Source organism: Castellaniella sp. UC4447_H14 (assembly GCF_052978285.1).
Map to the genome: position 1 here is coordinate 1,846,262 of NZ_CM129666.1, position 14,757 is coordinate 1,861,018.

14 protein-coding genes are annotated in these 14,757 nt (G+C 62.8%); 7 read left to right on the forward strand and 7 right to left on the reverse strand.

The window, feature by feature from the left end:
• Positions 1-14: 14 nt before the first annotated feature.
• The 7 genes from ACVCMJ_RS08860 to ACVCMJ_RS08890 all read left to right on the forward strand — a co-directional run bounded on the left by ACVCMJ_RS08860 (position 15) and on the right by ACVCMJ_RS08890 (position 8,035).
• Positions 15-1,103 (forward strand): TRAP transporter substrate-binding protein, encoded by a 1,089-nt coding sequence (locus ACVCMJ_RS08860; RefSeq protein WP_447081051.1) that lies wholly within the window; start codon positions 15-17, stop codon positions 1,101-1,103.
• Positions 1,104-1,246: 143 nt separating this feature from the next.
• Positions 1,247-1,858: a TRAP transporter small permease subunit gene (locus ACVCMJ_RS08865; protein WP_447081052.1), complete on the forward strand. Its 612-nt coding sequence runs from the start codon at positions 1,247-1,249 to the stop codon at positions 1,856-1,858.
• A 4-nt stretch (positions 1,859-1,862) separates the two neighbouring features.
• Complete coding sequence (locus ACVCMJ_RS08870) at positions 1,863-3,566, forward strand: TRAP transporter large permease (RefSeq protein ID WP_447081053.1); 1,704 nt, start codon at positions 1,863-1,865, stop codon at positions 3,564-3,566.
• 125 nt (positions 3,567-3,691) lie between these two features.
• Entirely contained in the window at positions 3,692-4,717 is a 1,026-nt protein-coding gene (locus ACVCMJ_RS08875; RefSeq protein ID WP_447079836.1) for an IS110 family transposase, read from the forward strand.
• Between the two features lie 438 nt (positions 4,718-5,155).
• Complete coding sequence (locus ACVCMJ_RS08880; protein ID WP_447081054.1) at positions 5,156-5,626, forward strand: MarR family winged helix-turn-helix transcriptional regulator; 471 nt, start codon at positions 5,156-5,158, stop codon at positions 5,624-5,626.
• Positions 5,623-6,849, forward strand: a complete 1,227-nt coding sequence (locus ACVCMJ_RS08885) for an MFS transporter (protein ID WP_447081055.1) — start codon at positions 5,623-5,625, stop codon at positions 6,847-6,849. Before ACVCMJ_RS08880 ends, ACVCMJ_RS08885 begins: the two co-directional genes overlap by 4 nt.
• Before the next feature lie 172 nt (positions 6,850-7,021).
• On the forward strand, positions 7,022-8,035 hold the full coding sequence (locus ACVCMJ_RS08890) for a BON domain-containing protein (protein ID WP_447081056.1): 1,014 nt from the start codon (positions 7,022-7,024) through the stop codon (positions 8,033-8,035).
• A gap of 237 nt (positions 8,036-8,272) precedes the next feature.
• Here the strand turns inward: ACVCMJ_RS08890 and ACVCMJ_RS08895 are convergent, their stop codons facing one another.
• The 7 genes from ACVCMJ_RS08895 to ACVCMJ_RS08925 all read right to left on the reverse strand — a co-directional run bounded on the left by ACVCMJ_RS08895 (position 8,273) and on the right by ACVCMJ_RS08925 (position 14,654).
• Positions 8,273-8,833, reverse strand: a complete 561-nt coding sequence (locus tag ACVCMJ_RS08895; RefSeq protein ID WP_447081057.1) for an NADPH-dependent FMN reductase — start codon at positions 8,831-8,833, stop codon at positions 8,273-8,275.
• A gap of 107 nt (positions 8,834-8,940) precedes the next feature.
• Positions 8,941-9,570 (reverse strand): trimeric intracellular cation channel family protein, encoded by a 630-nt coding sequence (locus ACVCMJ_RS08900; protein WP_447082761.1) that lies wholly within the window; start codon positions 9,568-9,570, stop codon positions 8,941-8,943.
• A gap of 72 nt (positions 9,571-9,642) precedes the next feature.
• Positions 9,643-10,911, reverse strand: a complete 1,269-nt coding sequence (locus ACVCMJ_RS08905; RefSeq protein WP_447081059.1) for a M20 family metallopeptidase — start codon at positions 10,909-10,911, stop codon at positions 9,643-9,645.
• A gap of 45 nt (positions 10,912-10,956) precedes the next feature.
• Entirely contained in the window at positions 10,957-11,808 is an 852-nt protein-coding gene (ygiD, locus tag ACVCMJ_RS08910) for a 4,5-DOPA-extradiol-dioxygenase (RefSeq protein WP_447081060.1), read from the reverse strand.
• 127 nt (positions 11,809-11,935) lie between these two features.
• On the reverse strand, positions 11,936-12,685 hold the full coding sequence (locus tag ACVCMJ_RS08915; RefSeq protein WP_447081061.1) for an amino acid ABC transporter ATP-binding protein: 750 nt from the start codon (positions 12,683-12,685) through the stop codon (positions 11,936-11,938).
• 4 nt (positions 12,686-12,689) lie between these two features.
• Positions 12,690-13,781, reverse strand: a complete 1,092-nt coding sequence (locus ACVCMJ_RS08920) for an amino acid ABC transporter permease (protein WP_447081062.1) — start codon at positions 13,779-13,781, stop codon at positions 12,690-12,692.
• A 36-nt stretch (positions 13,782-13,817) separates the two neighbouring features.
• Positions 13,818-14,654 carry an ABC transporter substrate-binding protein gene (locus ACVCMJ_RS08925; protein WP_447081063.1) on the reverse strand — a complete coding sequence of 279 codons (837 nt, stop codon included), beginning with the start codon at positions 14,652-14,654 and terminating at the stop codon, positions 13,818-13,820.
• Positions 14,655-14,757 lie beyond the last annotated feature (103 nt).

Sequence of the window (14,757 nt, forward strand, 5' to 3'; positions counted from 1 at the left end):
CAAGGTACTTTCTCATGCTACGTCGTTCCTTCCTTAAAAAGGCAGCGTTCGGAGCCGCCGCCGGCGGTGCCACGCTGGCCGCCCCGGTCTTCGCTCAAGATGCTCCCACCCTGCAATGGCGCCTGGCTTCGAGCTTCCCGCGCAGCGCGGACGCGATCTACAGCGGCGGCGAAAACGTCGCCAAATTCGTCTCCGAAGCCACAGGCGGCAAGTTCCAGATCCGCGCCTTCCCGGGCGGCGAGCTGCTGCCCGCCCTTGGCGTGCTCGACGGCGTGCAGAACGGCACGGTGGAATGCGGCCACACGGCTTCGTATTACTACTACGGCAAGGATCCCGCGCTGTGCTTCGATGGCGCGGTGCCTTTCGGGCTGAATACCCGCCAGCACAACGCCTGGGTTACCAAGGCCGGCGGGCGCGAACTCATGCGCGAGCTGTTCGCCAAATTCAACATCGTGAACTTCCCGTGCGGCTACACCGGCACCCAGATGGGCGGCTGGTTCCGCAAGGAGATCAAGACAGTAGACGACCTGAAGGGACTAAAGTTCCGTACGGCGGCATTTGCCGGTGCCGTCCTGATGAAACTGGGCGTCGTGCCGCAACAGATCGCCGGCGGCGACATCTACCCGTCGCTGGAAAAGGGCACCATCGATGCGGCCGAATGGATCGGCCCCTATGATGACGAAAAGCTGGGCTTCCATCATGTGGCGCCGTATTACTACTTCCCGGGCTGGTGGGAAGGCACGCTGCAGGTCTCCCTGTACGTCAACAAGAACAAGTACGAAGCTCTCCCCAAGGCTTACCAGGCAGTGATCGCCCAGGCATCCGCACTGGCGACCAACACCATGATCGCCACCTACGACGCCGAGAACCCCAAGGCGCTCAAGCGGCTGATCGGCCAAGGCGCAAAGCTGCGCGCATTCCCAAAGCCCGTGATGGACGCCTGCTACAAGGCCTCTCAGGCGACCTACGCCGAGCTCAGCGCGAAGGATCCAGGGTTCAAGAAGATTCACGACGCCTACATGGGCTTCCGTGATCATGAAATCCCATGGTTCCGCGTCGCTGAAGGCAGCTTCGACCAGTATCTGGCGACGGTCGCCAAATAGGCCGCGCCTGCGTCTCGCGCCGGCCACCGAACATGGCCGTTCCAAGCCCCCGCGCCTTCGGGGGCTTTTGCGCGTCCTGGCGGGAGCGACTCCACGGAAGCCGAGTCGCTCCCGCCCTACTTACCCTTTGATCCATTTTCACCATGAACGCACTTCTCGCCCTATCCCGAGCGATCGATTCCGTGAATCGCCGCGTCGGCCGGGCCGTCACCTGGCTGATCCTGCTCGCGGTACTGATCAGCGCCACCAATGCCACCGTTCGAAAACTGTTCAACGTCAGTTCCAATGCCTGGCTGGAACTCCAATGGTATCTGTTCGGCGCGGTCTTCATGCTCGCCTCAGGCTACACACTGCTGAAGAACGAGCACGTCCGAGTCGACGTGCTGGCCAGCCGCTTTTCGCGCCGCACCCAGCTCTGGATCGAAATCTTCGGCGTGCTTTTTTTCCTGCTGCCCGCCTGCAGTCTGATCATGTGGCTGTCCTGGCCCTATTTCATGGATTCGCTGATCAATAACGAGCAGTCCTCCAACGCAGGAGGTCTGATCCGCTGGCCGGCCAAATTGATACTGCCCGTCGGCTTTGCACTGTTGGTCGCCGCGGGCGTTTCACATTTGATCAAGTGCATCGGCTGCCTGCGTGGCCTGTGTCCCGATCCACGCGACACCCACACCGGCAAGTCGGCCGAGGAAGAACTGGCCGAAGAAATCGCGCGCGAAGCGCTGGAACGCGGCGCCAGCTCGCACGAGGGGAAGTAACGCCATGGAAGCTCTATTTCTGGCCAATATGGCACCCATCATGTTCGGCATGCTGGTCATCCTGCTATTGCTGGGGTTTCCGGTTGCCTTTTCACTCGCGGCCAACGGCGTTCTGTTCGGATTGATCGGGATCGACCTCGGTCTGCTGTCGCCGTCGCTCTTCCAGGCCCTGCCGCAGCGCGTATTTGGCGTGATGTCGAATGAATCGCTGCTCGCCGTGCCGTTCTTCACGTTCATGGGCTTGATCCTGGAACGCTCCGGGATGGCCGAGGACCTGCTCGAGACCATCGGCCAGTTGTTCGGCCCCCTGCGGGGCGGGCTGGCCATTGCCGTGGTGCTGGTGGGCGCCATGCTGGCGGCCACCACCGGCGTGGTGTCGGCCTCAGTGATCTCCATGGGCCTGATCTCGCTACCCATCATGCTGCGCTACGGCTACGATCGGCGGCTCGCGGCGGGCGTGATCGCCGCGTCCGGCACGCTATCGCAGATCATTCCGCCGTCCCTCGTGCTCATCGTGCTGGCCGACCAGTTGGGCCGTTCCATCGGCGATATGTACAAGGGTGCCTTCCTGCCGGGCTTCGCTCTGACGGGGTTGTACATCCTCTACGTAGTGGGCATTTCGCTGTTCCGACCCAAATCCGCTCCGGCCATCCCGCCGGAGGCTCGCACCTTCGTCGAACCGAACGGCAGCCATGGTCTGCCCTCGCTGCTGGTGCTGATGGTCCTGGCCGCGCTGATCTCGGTCTTCGGTGTCAAACGGCTGCTGGGAGCCGACGCGCACGTCGACGAGCTCATCGTCACCAGCATCCTGATATGGGGCGCGGCGGCCTTCGCAATGGCCAGCCTCAACAAGCTGCTGCACCTAGGCCTGCTATCGAAGATCGCCGAGCGGGTCACCTTCGTCATGATCCCCCCGCTGGCCCTGATCTTCCTGGTGTTGGGCACCATATTCATCGGCGTGGCCACCCCCACCGAAGGCGGCGCGATGGGTGCCGTCGGGGCCCTGATCATGGCCCTCATCAAGCGGCGCCTCACGCTGGGGCTGCTGCGCCAGGCCATGGACACCACCACGACGCTGACCTGCTTCGTGGTGTTCATCCTGATCGGCTCCTCGGTGTTCAGCCTCACTTTCCGTGGCGTCAATGGGGACCTCTGGGTGGAGCATCTGCTGACCGGCCTGCCGGGCGGCCAGATGGGCTTCCTGATCGTCGTCAGCATGCTGACCTTCTTCCTGGCGTTTTTCCTGGACTTCTTCGAACTCGCCTTCATCATCGTGCCGTTGATCGGGCCGGTGGCCGACAAGATGGGCATCGACCTGGTCTGGCTGGGTATCGTACTGGCCGTGAACATGCAGACTTCGTTCATGCATCCCCCGTTCGGCTTTGCGCTGTTCTATCTGCGGTCGGTGGCACCCAAAGATGATTACATGGACAAGGTGACCGGCCGCAAAATCGCGAAGGTCACCACAGGACAGATCTACTGGGGGTCGCTGCCCTTCATCGCCATCCAGATCCTGATGGTGGTGCTGGTCCTGGCCTATCCGCGAATGGTGACCCACTACAAGGCCGACAGGGCTCAGGTCAACATCGAAAACATCCAGATAGACACGGGGAACTTCCAGGGTTACGGCTCCGCCGGCTACGGCGACACAGGAACCGACGCCACGGGGACGTCGTCCGAACCGGACTACGACAAGATGTTCAAATAACCGGGACCGGTCTTTCCCCTGAAGCCCGGGCGGCCCATAAGGGCCGTCCGGGCTTAATGAGATGGTCAGCCCGATCCCCACGAAGCGGTACGCTGAGTGGGGATTGTTCTTTCTTGGAGACCGTCATGAGCACCGTCGCGCTGATTGGCATTGATCTGGGCAAGCATAGTTTTCACCTTCACGGTCAGGATAGGGCTGGCAGGATGGTGTTTCGCAAGAAGCTCACGCGCAGCCAGATGTTCACGCTGCTAGGCAATACGCCGGCCTGTACCGTCGTGATGGAGGCGTGTGCTGGGGCACACTGGGTTGCCCGTAGAGTCCAAGATCTGGGTCACCAGGCCAAGCTGATCTCTCCCCAGTTCGTGAAGCCCTTCGTGCAGGGCAACAAGAACGATTTCGCCGACGCGCAAGCGATCTGTGAGGCAGCCAGTCGCCCGAGTATGCGGTTCGTGAGCCCGCGCAATCAGGCTCAGCAGACGGTATCGATGTTGCACCGGGTGCGCGAGGCTTTGGTACGCGACAGAACCGGCGCTATTAACCAAATCCACGCCTTCCTGCTGGAGTTTGGTGTGGGCCTGCCCAAGGGGCCGGCGATCATCCGCAAATTACCGGCGGTACTGGTCGCGCATGAACTGCCGCCGCGTTTGGTGGCGCTGCTCGAACGGCTGCAGGCGCACTTCAAATACCTTGATGAGCAGATCGCCCAGACAGAGCGAGAGCTGTCGGCACAACTGCGCCAGGACGAGCGCGGCCAGCGGCTGCTGGAGATACCCGGCATCGGGCCGATCACCGCCAGCGTGCTGACGACCGAGCTGGGCGACGCTCGACAGTTCGGTTCGGCAAGACAGTTTGCCGCCTCGGTGGGGTTGGTGCCACGCCAGTACAGCACCGGCGGCAAGCCTACGCTGTTGGGCATCAGCAAGCGCGGCGACAAGAATCTGCGACGGCTGCTAGTGCAAGGCGCGCGGACCATCATGCAGCGCGTCGACAAACGCACCGATACTTTGGGCGTCTGGGTCCGCAGCCTATTAACCCGACGCCACTCGAATGTCGTGGCCTGCGCGCTGGCCAACAAATTGGCGAGGATAGCCTGGGCCATCCTCGCCAGAGGGACGAACTACCGTAGCGAGCAGGCTGTGACAGCAGCCTGACGCACACCGTTTACACAGCAACCTTCAGCAGTACCCACTTCCTGGTTTTGCGACGCGAGATACGTGAAGACATAAACGGCTCAACGGCCGGACAACGAACCTGGCACAAAAAACAGTGCATGACACTGAGGGCTTTTTGAGGTTTGTCCGGCGCGGCTCTCATCATGGGGCGGGGGGATTCCTCCACCACGACCCCGGATAGATTTAAGCAAGCCCAATTTACGTCAACGTCGTCCCGCTTGCAAAAATCGGGCTGACCATAGATTTTCATGGCTGTATCGGCCGGCCGCGCCGCCGGGGCTCACCGGGGCAAACCCCACACCCACGCGACCGCCAGACGCCTCACCAGAGGCGCCGATTGAAAAGCTCGGATCCGCTGTTAAAATACATAGTCAATCTATGCAATTGAGGGGACCTGCTGTTCCGCCTGATACCCCCATGACAGAACCCTCAGGACCCGATCTCGTAGGCGCCGAACTGCTGGATGTCGTCGTCCGGCTCAACCGCTGGGTCACGCGCCACACAGACTGGCCACTCCCGGTTGCGCAGGCGCGCGTGCTGTCCCAGATCGACGAGATGCGGACCACGCGCGTCAGCGACCTGGCCCGCGCCCAGCACTGCAGCCAGCCCACCATGACCAGTCAGGTCCGGCGCCTGCAGGACCAGGGCCTCATTGCCCGTACGCCCGACCCTGACGACGCGCGGGCCGCCTGGATCTCGCTGACGGATGACGGCCGGCGGACGCTGGCCGGGATTCGTCGGGCTCGTGCCGACATCATCGAATCACTGATCAGGCGACTTGCCCCGGCCGACCGGCAGCGCCTGCAGGGCGCGCTCGACGCGCTTACCGGGTTGCTCGCCGCCGCCTACCGCCAGACACCGCTTCAACAGGAACAATCCGGATCATGAAATTGCTGCAACAACCCAAGGCCGTGCTGGCCGTGGCCTTTGCGTGTGTCATCGCCTTCATGGGCATCGGGCTGGTGGATCCCATCCTGAAACCCATCGCCGATTCGCTGGGCGCCACGCCCTCGCAGACATCGCTGCTGTTTACCAGTTACATGCTGGTGATGGGGGTCGCCATGCTGATCACCAGCGTCGTATCCAGCCGCCTGGGCGTCAAACGCACGCTGCTGCTGGGACTGCTCATCATCATCGTCGGCGCCGGTGCCGCCGGCATGTCCGATTCGATCGGAGCCATCGTCGGCTACCGCGCTGTCTGGGGGCTGGGCAACGCGCTATTCGTCGCCACGGCGCTGACCGCCATCGTCAGCGCATCCCAAGGATCTGTGCGCGACGCCATCATTTTCTACGAGGCGGCACTGGGCGTGGGCATTGCCGCGGGTCCATTGATCGGCGGCGTCCTGGGGTCCATCTCGTGGCGCGGACCTTTTTTCGGCGTCTCGGTGCTCATGGCGTTTGCGCTGCTGGTCACGGTATTTCTTCTGCCCAAGCCCCAGTCCCGGCCGAACCGCAGCTCTCTGCGCGACCCGTTTCGGGCGCTGAAGCATCGGGGGCTCCTGGGTGTAGCCATCACCGCCCTGCTCTACAACTTCGGCTTCTTCACGCTGCTGGCCTATACCCCGTTCCCGATGAACATGACCGCCCAAGGAGTGGGGCTCACCTTTTTCGGCTGGGGCATGGCCCTGGCCTTCGCCTCCGTCATCCTGGCCCCGCGCCTGCAGTCAGCCTTCGGCACCATTCCCTCGGCGCTGGGCGCGCTCGCCGGCTTTGCAATGGTGCTGATCGCCATGGCCGTCTGGACCGATCACCGGGCGGTGCTCGTGGCCGGCGTAGTCGTGGCGGGACTATTCCTGGGCATCAACAACACGCTGGTCACGGAGACCGTCATGCACGCAGCGCCCGTCGAGCGGGGCGTGGCCTCCGCCGCCTACAGCTTCGTACGATTCACGGGCGGTGCAGTCGCACCGTGGCTGGCCGGCTACCTGGGCGAGACCATCAACGACCACGTACCGTACTGGGTCGGCGCCGCCGCCGTACTGATGGGCGCCATGGTGTTGGCCAGATCCCGGCGTCACCTGGCGCACATTGACCGGGAGACCCATGGTGCCGCGTCTGACACACGCGCGGATACGGTACCCGCCAGGGCGTCCGTTTCAGAACCCGCCTGACGCCCCGCCCGCCTCTCGGACGAGGCCGCCTCGCGTTCAGCCGGTCCAGCCCCGAACATCGAGGCGCGAGCCCAGGCATGTCGCGGCCTTCGCCGTCAGGCACGAAGGATGCTGCTCCTCCGGTTCTGGCAATTGCTGGAACACATGCACTGACCCATTCAAGGAGAGCAATATGCGCGACGACTATCGAAGAATCCGGGAAGGCTACGATCCATCGGACGACAACAGAGGCAACGACGACAGATACGGCTCACGCGGGGCGCATGGCCAACAAGGCTACTCCGGCGAGCGCGGCCGAGGCGGCTCCCGTTTGAACGAGCACTGGGGCTCGGAACCCGACGAGGACTTCAGGGAGAACGTCGGCTATGGCGGCCGTACGTCGCAGTGGGGACAGCGCGGCGACCGTCCGTATGGCTCCGGGGGCGAGTACGAGCGAGAGCGCTACGGCAGCCGGAATCAAGGCGGCCGGGACCGGAACTACGATTTCGGCCGGAGTGACGAGGGTGGCCCTTATGGCTATGGCGAAGGCCGTTTCGGACAAAATGAAGGATGGGGCGGTCGGAGCCAATACGGTGAACGCAACGAGGGCGGAAGCCGCTACGGCCGGACCGGGTACCGCGGCAGCAACTACGGCAGCAGCTATAGCGGCGGGAGCAGAAGCGGCGGCGGCGAGTTCGGGAGCGCTTACGGCGACAGAAGCTCGGGCGGCAGCTACGGCGGCGGCTACGGCAGCGGATACGGCGGAAGGACATCCGGCGAAGGCGACTACGGCAGCGGATACGGGGGACGAACTTATGGCGGGGGCGAGTACGGCAGCGGGCGCGGAGAGCGGTCCAGCGCGTCACGAAGCATGCCCAAGAACTACCAGCGCTCGGACGAGCGCATCCGCGATGATGTCTGCGAGCAGCTGAGCCGCAGTGGCTACGACATCAAAGACGTCTCGGTCGAGGTGAGCGGCGGGAAGGTCACGCTGGAAGGCACTGTCCAGGACCGGTACACCAAGCACGCCATCGAAGATTGCGCCGACGACAGCATGGGGGTTCGCGAAGTGGACAACCGCATCCGGGTGAACCCGGAGGGTGGGCGGAGCCATCAGGGCGAACAAGACCACCAAGGGCAAAGCTCGATGGGCAGCCATTCGTCCGGACAGGCGGACACGTCAGCCAGCGAAAAGAAACGGACTTAGCGCCAAGGGCCCGCGAGCGCCGTCCCAACCGTCGTTGGAGGGCGCCGCGGCCCGGCTGAACGTCCGGAAGCAGTTCAGAGGTGAGGCGGTGGGCGCCGTTGCCGGGCCGAGGCGGCGCGGGATGTCATGGGAAGACTCGGCAATTACGTCCGTCGACGAACCGGAGCCCTTGAACGTGGACGCCGGTGCTCTCGGAGACAGCGGCGCTGAAGGCCCTCTTCCGCCCCGCCGCCGCGATCATACCGTGACGAAACGCCCCACCCACTGCGCGTAAGCAGTGATGAACTTGCGCAGAAAGTCGCGGGTGCCGTCGTTGTTGATGCCGCCCTTTTCATCCAGCAGCGTATCCACCTTGCCAATGTAGGCTTCAGGCTGCAGCATGGTTGGCGTATCAAGATAGGTCAGGGACTGTCGGAGATGATGGTTGGCGCCAAAGCCGCCGGTTGCAGCGATCGACGCTGAAACAATACCCGCCGGCTTCCCGGCCCACACGTTTTTGCCCCAGGGCCGTCCGCCAATGTCCAGCGCGTTCTTCAGTGCCGCCGGCATCGAACGATCGTGTTCCGGCGTGACGAACAACACCGCGTTTGCGCGTTTGATGCGCGCACGAAATGGCTCGTATTCGGGCGGGTTGTCAGTGTCGTAGTCCTGGTTGTAAAGCGGAAGCTGACCGATTTCAACGATCGTAAGCGCCAGCGGCTCGGGCGCGAGCGACACGAGATTCAGGGCGACTTTCCGGTTGAACGATTCCTTGCGCAGACTTCCAACGATAACAGCAACATCCACATTCCTGGCCATGATGTTCGTCCTTTACGTGTGTACCTACGACGCAGAATACTACCGTGGCAGCGCGCGCTCCATTGCCGTCGACGTGGCTTGTCCGCACAGCGGATCGTGGTGGCCGTTCATGGCTGGCCGCGTTCGGAAGGTCGTGCGGACGGAAGATGCCACCCATGCCTGATCGCCATGTAGCGCAGCAAGAAACATGCCACTCCGCCCGCAATCGTGGTCGCAACCGGCTGTATGTGGAGTGCATCGCCTCCGACGACAATCGCTGCGCCGGCCAGTGCGGCCAGCGCATAGAGATCGGCGCGCAGCACCGTGGGGATCTGCATGACAAGTACGTCGCGCATCATCCCGCCGCCGATGCCCGTGAGCATGCCCAGCAGCGCGGCCATCACGGGATTGAGGCCAAACAGCAGGGCTTTCTGGGCGCCGGCGACCGCGAAGAATGCCAGGCCCACCGCATCAAACCAGAGCACGGCGTTGGTCAAGCGCATCACGAGAGAGTCGCGGAAAAACACGATGAACCCGGCAAGAACCGACACACCGAGATAACTCAGATGGTCAATCGCCGCGGGCGGCGTGGCGCCGATCAGGACATCGCGCGTGATGCCGCCAACATTGCCCGCCGCGAAGGCCAGCACCATGATGCCGAAGATATCGAGACGGTACTTGACCGCCGCCACAGCGCCGCTGATCGCAAAAACGAAGGTCCCACCCAAATCCAGTGCCGTCAGAAGCACATGATCCATCAGCAAGATGTTTCCCGCAGCCATTTTCAGTTCCAGCAGGTGAGCGCAGCGATCATCATCGGCGCGCCGCCATCACGCGGCCAGCCATGCGCAGGAGGCGACCACCAGGGCCTCCACCCCTGCTTCCAGCGTAGGATGGATGACGGGCAGAAAATGCGGATTGTGGTTGGTGGGAAGATCGTTCAGCGCGTTCTGCGACTTGGCCTTCGCATAGACCTCCGGATCCGTCCCGCCGACGAACCAGAACACCGATGGCACGCCCCACTCGGCACCAAACGACCCGAAGTCCTCGCTCGCTGAGGCGGGGCCCACTTCGTGAACCCGCTCGGCGGAGAAATGCCGACGAAACGCCGCAACCACGCGATCCGTGGCTGCTGCATCGTTGGTCGCGAGGGGATATCGATCCAGCGGGGTGAACTCCGGCGGCTTGGGCGCTCCGGATGCCGCGGCCTCCGCGTTGACAATGCGGGTAATGGCTGCGAGCACGCGCTCGCGCACGCCAGGGTCGAACGTGCGCACGTTGAGCTTGATGATGGCCTCGTCCGGAATCACATTTTCCTTGGTGCCTGCTTGTAGAGCGCCCACAGTCACCACAGCTGCTTCCGACGCGGCGACTTCGCGTGACACGATGGTCTGCAGCCGCAGCACGACAGACGCCGCCATCACGACCGGATCGATGCTGGCCTGGGGCATGGATCCATGGGCGCCTCGGCCGAACAGGCGTATCTGGAAACTGTCAGCGGACGACGTGATGGGCCCGATCCGCCCCCCGACAGCGCCCGCTGGCCCAACCATCACGTGCTGTCCAAGGATGGCGTCCGGCTTGGGAAAACGGTCGAACAGGCCATCATCGATCATGGCCCGGGCGCCTGCGGCGGTTTCCTCAGCCGGCTGGAACACAATCATCAAGGTACCATGCCAGTCGCCACGAGCCTGCGCCATGAGCGCCGCAGCGCCCACGAGCCAGGCGACGTGCATGTCGTGGCCACACGCGTGCATGACGGGCACCGTTTTTCCTTCTGGATCGGTGGCCTTGACGGTGCTGGCGTAGTCCGCACCTGTGGCTTCCTCGACAGGCAGCGCGTCCATGTCGGCGCGCAGCATGATGGTCGGACCTGCGCCGTTACGCAGCAAGCCCACCACGCCCGTATGTCCCACGCCCGCCGCCACCTCGTACCCCGCGGCGCGCAGCCGATCGGCCGCCAGCCCGGCGGTGCGCGTCTCCTGCATGGAGAGTTCGGGATGCGCATGCACGTCTTTGTAGAATCGCTCGATGTCCGGCACGAGCGGCGCCAGGCCTCGCAGAATCGAAACAGGGACATCAGATTCGGTTGTACTCATGACATATTTCCTCCTGAGCAACCGCGGACATGAAGACGGCGGCCTCTAGATGTTTGTCTGATCCGGCGGTACGCCTTCAGGCAACCTTGCCGCGCAGTCTGCGTTTTTCCGCAGCTCCATTTCCGCACCGACGCCGAAGCAGCTCATCGAGATGGAACCCATGGCATGGCCCCGGACCAACGGTTCGAGCGTGCTGCCCTCCGCGGTCGCCAGCCCAGCCACATAGAGCAGCGGGATGAAGTGATCGGGCGTGGGGACGGCCCGATCGTAGTCGGGATGGTTCACGACGCGCAGGATATCGCCGGGCTCACGGACGAGCTGATCGGCCACGGCGTCATCGAAGCGTTCCGCCCAGTCATACGCCAATTGGGGTTCGCGCCATTGCAATTCCCGCAGATTGTGTACGACATCGCCGCTGGCGACGATCATGACTCCCTGTTCTCTCAGCGGTGCCAGGCGGGCGCCAAGATCCACGTGATAGTCAAGGGGCTTGAGCGCATTGATGGAAAGTTGCAGCACGGGGATGTCCGCATTTGGATACATATGCGCCAATACCGACCAGGTCCCATGGTCGAGGCCCCATTGGTCATGGTCCAGGCCGACCCATAGCGGCTTGATCCGCTCGGCGATCTCGCCGGCAAGGTCGGGGTCGCCCGGCGCGGGGTACTGGAAGTCGAATAGCGCACGCGGAAAGCCATAGAAGTCATGGATGGTCCTGGGATTCGGCATTGCCGTAATCGCCGTGGCGCCGAAATACCAATGCGCAGAAATGACAAGCAAGGCCTTGGGCCGCGGCAGGTGCTGCCCGAACGCTCGCCATGCATCGGTGTAGCCGTTCCGTTCGAGGGTGTTCATCGGGCTCCCGTGCCCGATGAAGAGGGCTGGCATCTTGCTCATGCTGTCTTCCTTTGATGGCGCGCTTGCTCGATCCAGGCTTCCGGGGAGGTCGGGTGAACGATCGAGCACTGACCCCGTCAATACTTGAGGATATCGCAAGGGCGCCAAGGTGGGGTAGTACGATACGCTACAGCCGATTGGCGCTGGTGATGGTCCGCAGGAATTCCTGGGTGCGGCTGCGTTTCGGGTCGCCGAAAATTTCCTCCGGAGACCCTTCTTCGTGGACCTGCCCGTCGTACAGGAAGCAGACTTTGGTCGAGACCTCTCGGGCAAATCGCATTTCGTGCGTCGCGAGCATCATCGTCATGCCGTTGCCGGCCAGGTCGCGTACGATATCCAGCACTTCCGCCACCAGTTCGGGATCCAGCGCCGCCGTGATCTCGTCCAGCAGCAGCACCATCGGGTCCATGGCGATGGCCCGTGCGATCGCAACGCGCTGCTGCTGGCCGCCCGACAAATGGTCCGGGTACGCTTTGGCCTTGTCCAGCAGTCCCACCCGCCTGAGCAGCCGGGTGGCCGTTTCTTCAATGTCGCGCTTCGGCTGGCGCAGGACGATGGAGGGCGCCAGCATGACGTTCTCCAGGACAGTCATGTGCGGAAAGAGGTTGTAGCTCTGAAACACCATCCCGATATGGCGGCGAACCTTGTCGAGATCGACGCCGCGGTCGGTGATGCACTCGCCGCCCACCCGGATCTGCCCGCCGTCGACGGTTTCGAGCCCATTCAGGCAGCGCAGCAGCGTCGACTTCCCGGACCCTGAAGGCCCGATCAACGTCACCACCTCGTGTTCACCGACGGACAGGGATAATTGATCGATGACTTTCTGCATGCCGTAATGCTTGGAGATGCCGTCAATCTCGATGAAGCTTGCCGCCATATCTTCAAGTCCTCACGCGCCGCATCCTGTCCCGCCGCATCATCCGCTCGACCAGGCGTGTCTGCGGAATGGACACGATGATGAAGAGGATCGCGACGCTCGTCACGGCCGACAGGTTGTACACGTTGCCCGCAATGATCATGGATTGATTGAAGGCATCGATCGCCCCCACCACGGTCACGAGCGCCGTGTCTTTCTGGAGGGCAATCAGGGAATTCAACAACGGCGGAATGATGTTCCTGACACCTTGCGGGACGATGACGTATCTCAAGCTCTGGAAATACGTCATGCCCAGCGAGCGGGCCGCGGCGGCCTGGCTCCACTGGACGCTCAGGATACCCGCGCGGTAGATCTCGGCCATATAGGCGCTGACGGTGATCGAGAGCGCAATGACCATCAGCACCATCTGCGGCATGTCGCTCAGAAGCGGCGCCCCGGTCAGCGGGATGCCGAAGGCAACGAGAAACAATACCAGAATCGCCGGGATCGCCCGGAATATGTCGACATACGCAGTCGCGAGAATGCGCAGCGGCTTCCCCGCCGGCCCGGGTGCAATTTCCGCGATGGCGAGCACCAGCCCAAAGATCAGGCAGACAATGCCGCTGGTCACGAAGAGCTTCACGTTCAGCCAGAAGGCGCTCACGACGAGGGGGAACGTTTCGACGATCAGCGGGACATCGAGAAAGGTCTTTGCAACCGCATGGTCATTGAGCAGGAAAAACTGGACCACCAGCACGATCAGAAGTACGGCCACGGAATAACCGATCGTGACCCAGCAACTTACCCGGACGTCGGCCAGCTTTTCTCTGGCAACCACCCGCTGCCCCGCCAAGCGGGCCCCGCGCGCTGCCACACAACCGGCAAACGCCCGCAGGCAGGGCCAGAACAAGGCCCCACTACCGACGGCCAAGGCGATCAAGATGCTGTCAGCCCACGAGGCCTTGTCCGGAAAAGCTGCGCGCACCCAGCGATCGATCTCCAGCAAGGCGTACCAGCTGCTGACGGCAGCGGCCGCGGCAAGCAGAAAGGCCCCCGACAGAAGCATGACAGGGGTTCCGCCCCGGATCGAAAAATCCAGCCGCACTACCTCCCTCATGCGGATCCTGTCGCGTGTCTATGAAGGCCGCTCACGTCACTTGATGACGGGGAGTTCGGAGGGCAGCTTGCCGCCCATCGCCGGGGACAGATACTTCTTTTCAAGCTGGGCGAGGGTGCCGTCCGATTTGAGGCTGGAAAGTATTTTGTCGAAAGCGCCCAGATTGGAGGACTTTTTTCCGACCAGTCCACCGATGCCCATTTCGCTATCCGGGTAGACCCCCGCCACGGTGAATCGGCCGTCGGAACCGGCAGCAACGCTCAAGAGGGTGGCAGCGTCAAACAGAGCCACATCGACCTGGCGCGCCGCCAGCGCGGAATACATCCCCGCCGTGTCGGAGAAGACTTTGATGTCTTTCTGAGGCTTGATGGTGTCCCTGACGAAATCGAACATGGTGGTGCCGCGCTCGACCCCGATGCGCAGGTCGTTCTTGATCGAATCAGCCGTTACCTTGGTTCCCTTGCGCACCATTGCGGCCGTCAGCACGTCATAGTATGGAATCGTGAAATCGACGACCTTCTTGCGCTCGTCCGTAATGGTGATCTGACTCAAGGCAATGTCAAAGGCGTCTGTTTGACCGGCTACGACCTGGGCAAAGGACACCGAGACCAGCTTGAGATTGTGCAGGCCGGCCCGGTGCGCAATGTTGGCGGCCAGGCAGTATTCGAATCCGTCCTTGATCGAATCCGGCGAATTCCCATTCCAGAAACCGGGCGACGGCAGGTAGGGACGTACCGTCAGCGTGTCAGGCGAGAGCGTCTTCAAGGTGGCCACATGATCCGGCCCCGAGATCTCGCAGTTTCCAAAGCCGGCCGCCGTAGCGGGACCGCTGCCCAACGCCAGCATGCCGGCCGCCAAAAGCACCGTTGTCATTGTTCTGAGGTTTTTCATCGCCATACCTATCTCCGTTCAGTATCGTGGCCTGCTGGCGGGCTCGTAAGGACTCACCCGGCAGACCGCCAAGTGAGGCACGAGC

Coding starts and splice junctions, on each gene's coding strand:
- ACVCMJ_RS08860 (WP_447081051.1), top strand. CDS start 15: ATGCTACGTCGTTCCTTCCTTAAAAAGGCAGCGTTCGGAGCCGCCGCC.
- ACVCMJ_RS08865 (WP_447081052.1), top strand. CDS start 1,247: ATGAACGCACTTCTCGCCCTATCCCGAGCGATCGATTCCGTGAATCGC.
- ACVCMJ_RS08870 (WP_447081053.1), top strand. CDS start 1,863: ATGGAAGCTCTATTTCTGGCCAATATGGCACCCATCATGTTCGGCATG.
- ACVCMJ_RS08875 (WP_447079836.1), top strand. CDS start 3,692: ATGAGCACCGTCGCGCTGATTGGCATTGATCTGGGCAAGCATAGTTTT.
- ACVCMJ_RS08880 (WP_447081054.1), top strand. CDS start 5,156: ATGACAGAACCCTCAGGACCCGATCTCGTAGGCGCCGAACTGCTGGAT.
- ACVCMJ_RS08885 (WP_447081055.1), top strand. CDS start 5,623: ATGAAATTGCTGCAACAACCCAAGGCCGTGCTGGCCGTGGCCTTTGCG.
- ACVCMJ_RS08890 (WP_447081056.1), top strand. CDS start 7,022: ATGCGCGACGACTATCGAAGAATCCGGGAAGGCTACGATCCATCGGAC.
- ACVCMJ_RS08895 (WP_447081057.1), bottom strand. CDS start 8,833: ATGGCCAGGAATGTGGATGTTGCTGTTATCGTTGGAAGTCTGCGCAAG.
- ACVCMJ_RS08900 (WP_447082761.1), bottom strand. CDS start 9,570: ATGGATCATGTGCTTCTGACGGCACTGGATTTGGGTGGGACCTTCGTT.
- ACVCMJ_RS08905 (WP_447081059.1), bottom strand. CDS start 10,911: ATGAGTACAACCGAATCTGATGTCCCTGTTTCGATTCTGCGAGGCCTG.
- ygiD (WP_447081060.1), bottom strand. CDS start 11,808: ATGAGCAAGATGCCAGCCCTCTTCATCGGGCACGGGAGCCCGATGAAC.
- ACVCMJ_RS08915 (WP_447081061.1), bottom strand. CDS start 12,685: ATGGCGGCAAGCTTCATCGAGATTGACGGCATCTCCAAGCATTACGGC.
- ACVCMJ_RS08920 (WP_447081062.1), bottom strand. CDS start 13,781: ATGAGGGAGGTAGTGCGGCTGGATTTTTCGATCCGGGGCGGAACCCCT.
- ACVCMJ_RS08925 (WP_447081063.1), bottom strand. CDS start 14,654: ATGACAACGGTGCTTTTGGCGGCCGGCATGCTGGCGTTGGGCAGCGGT.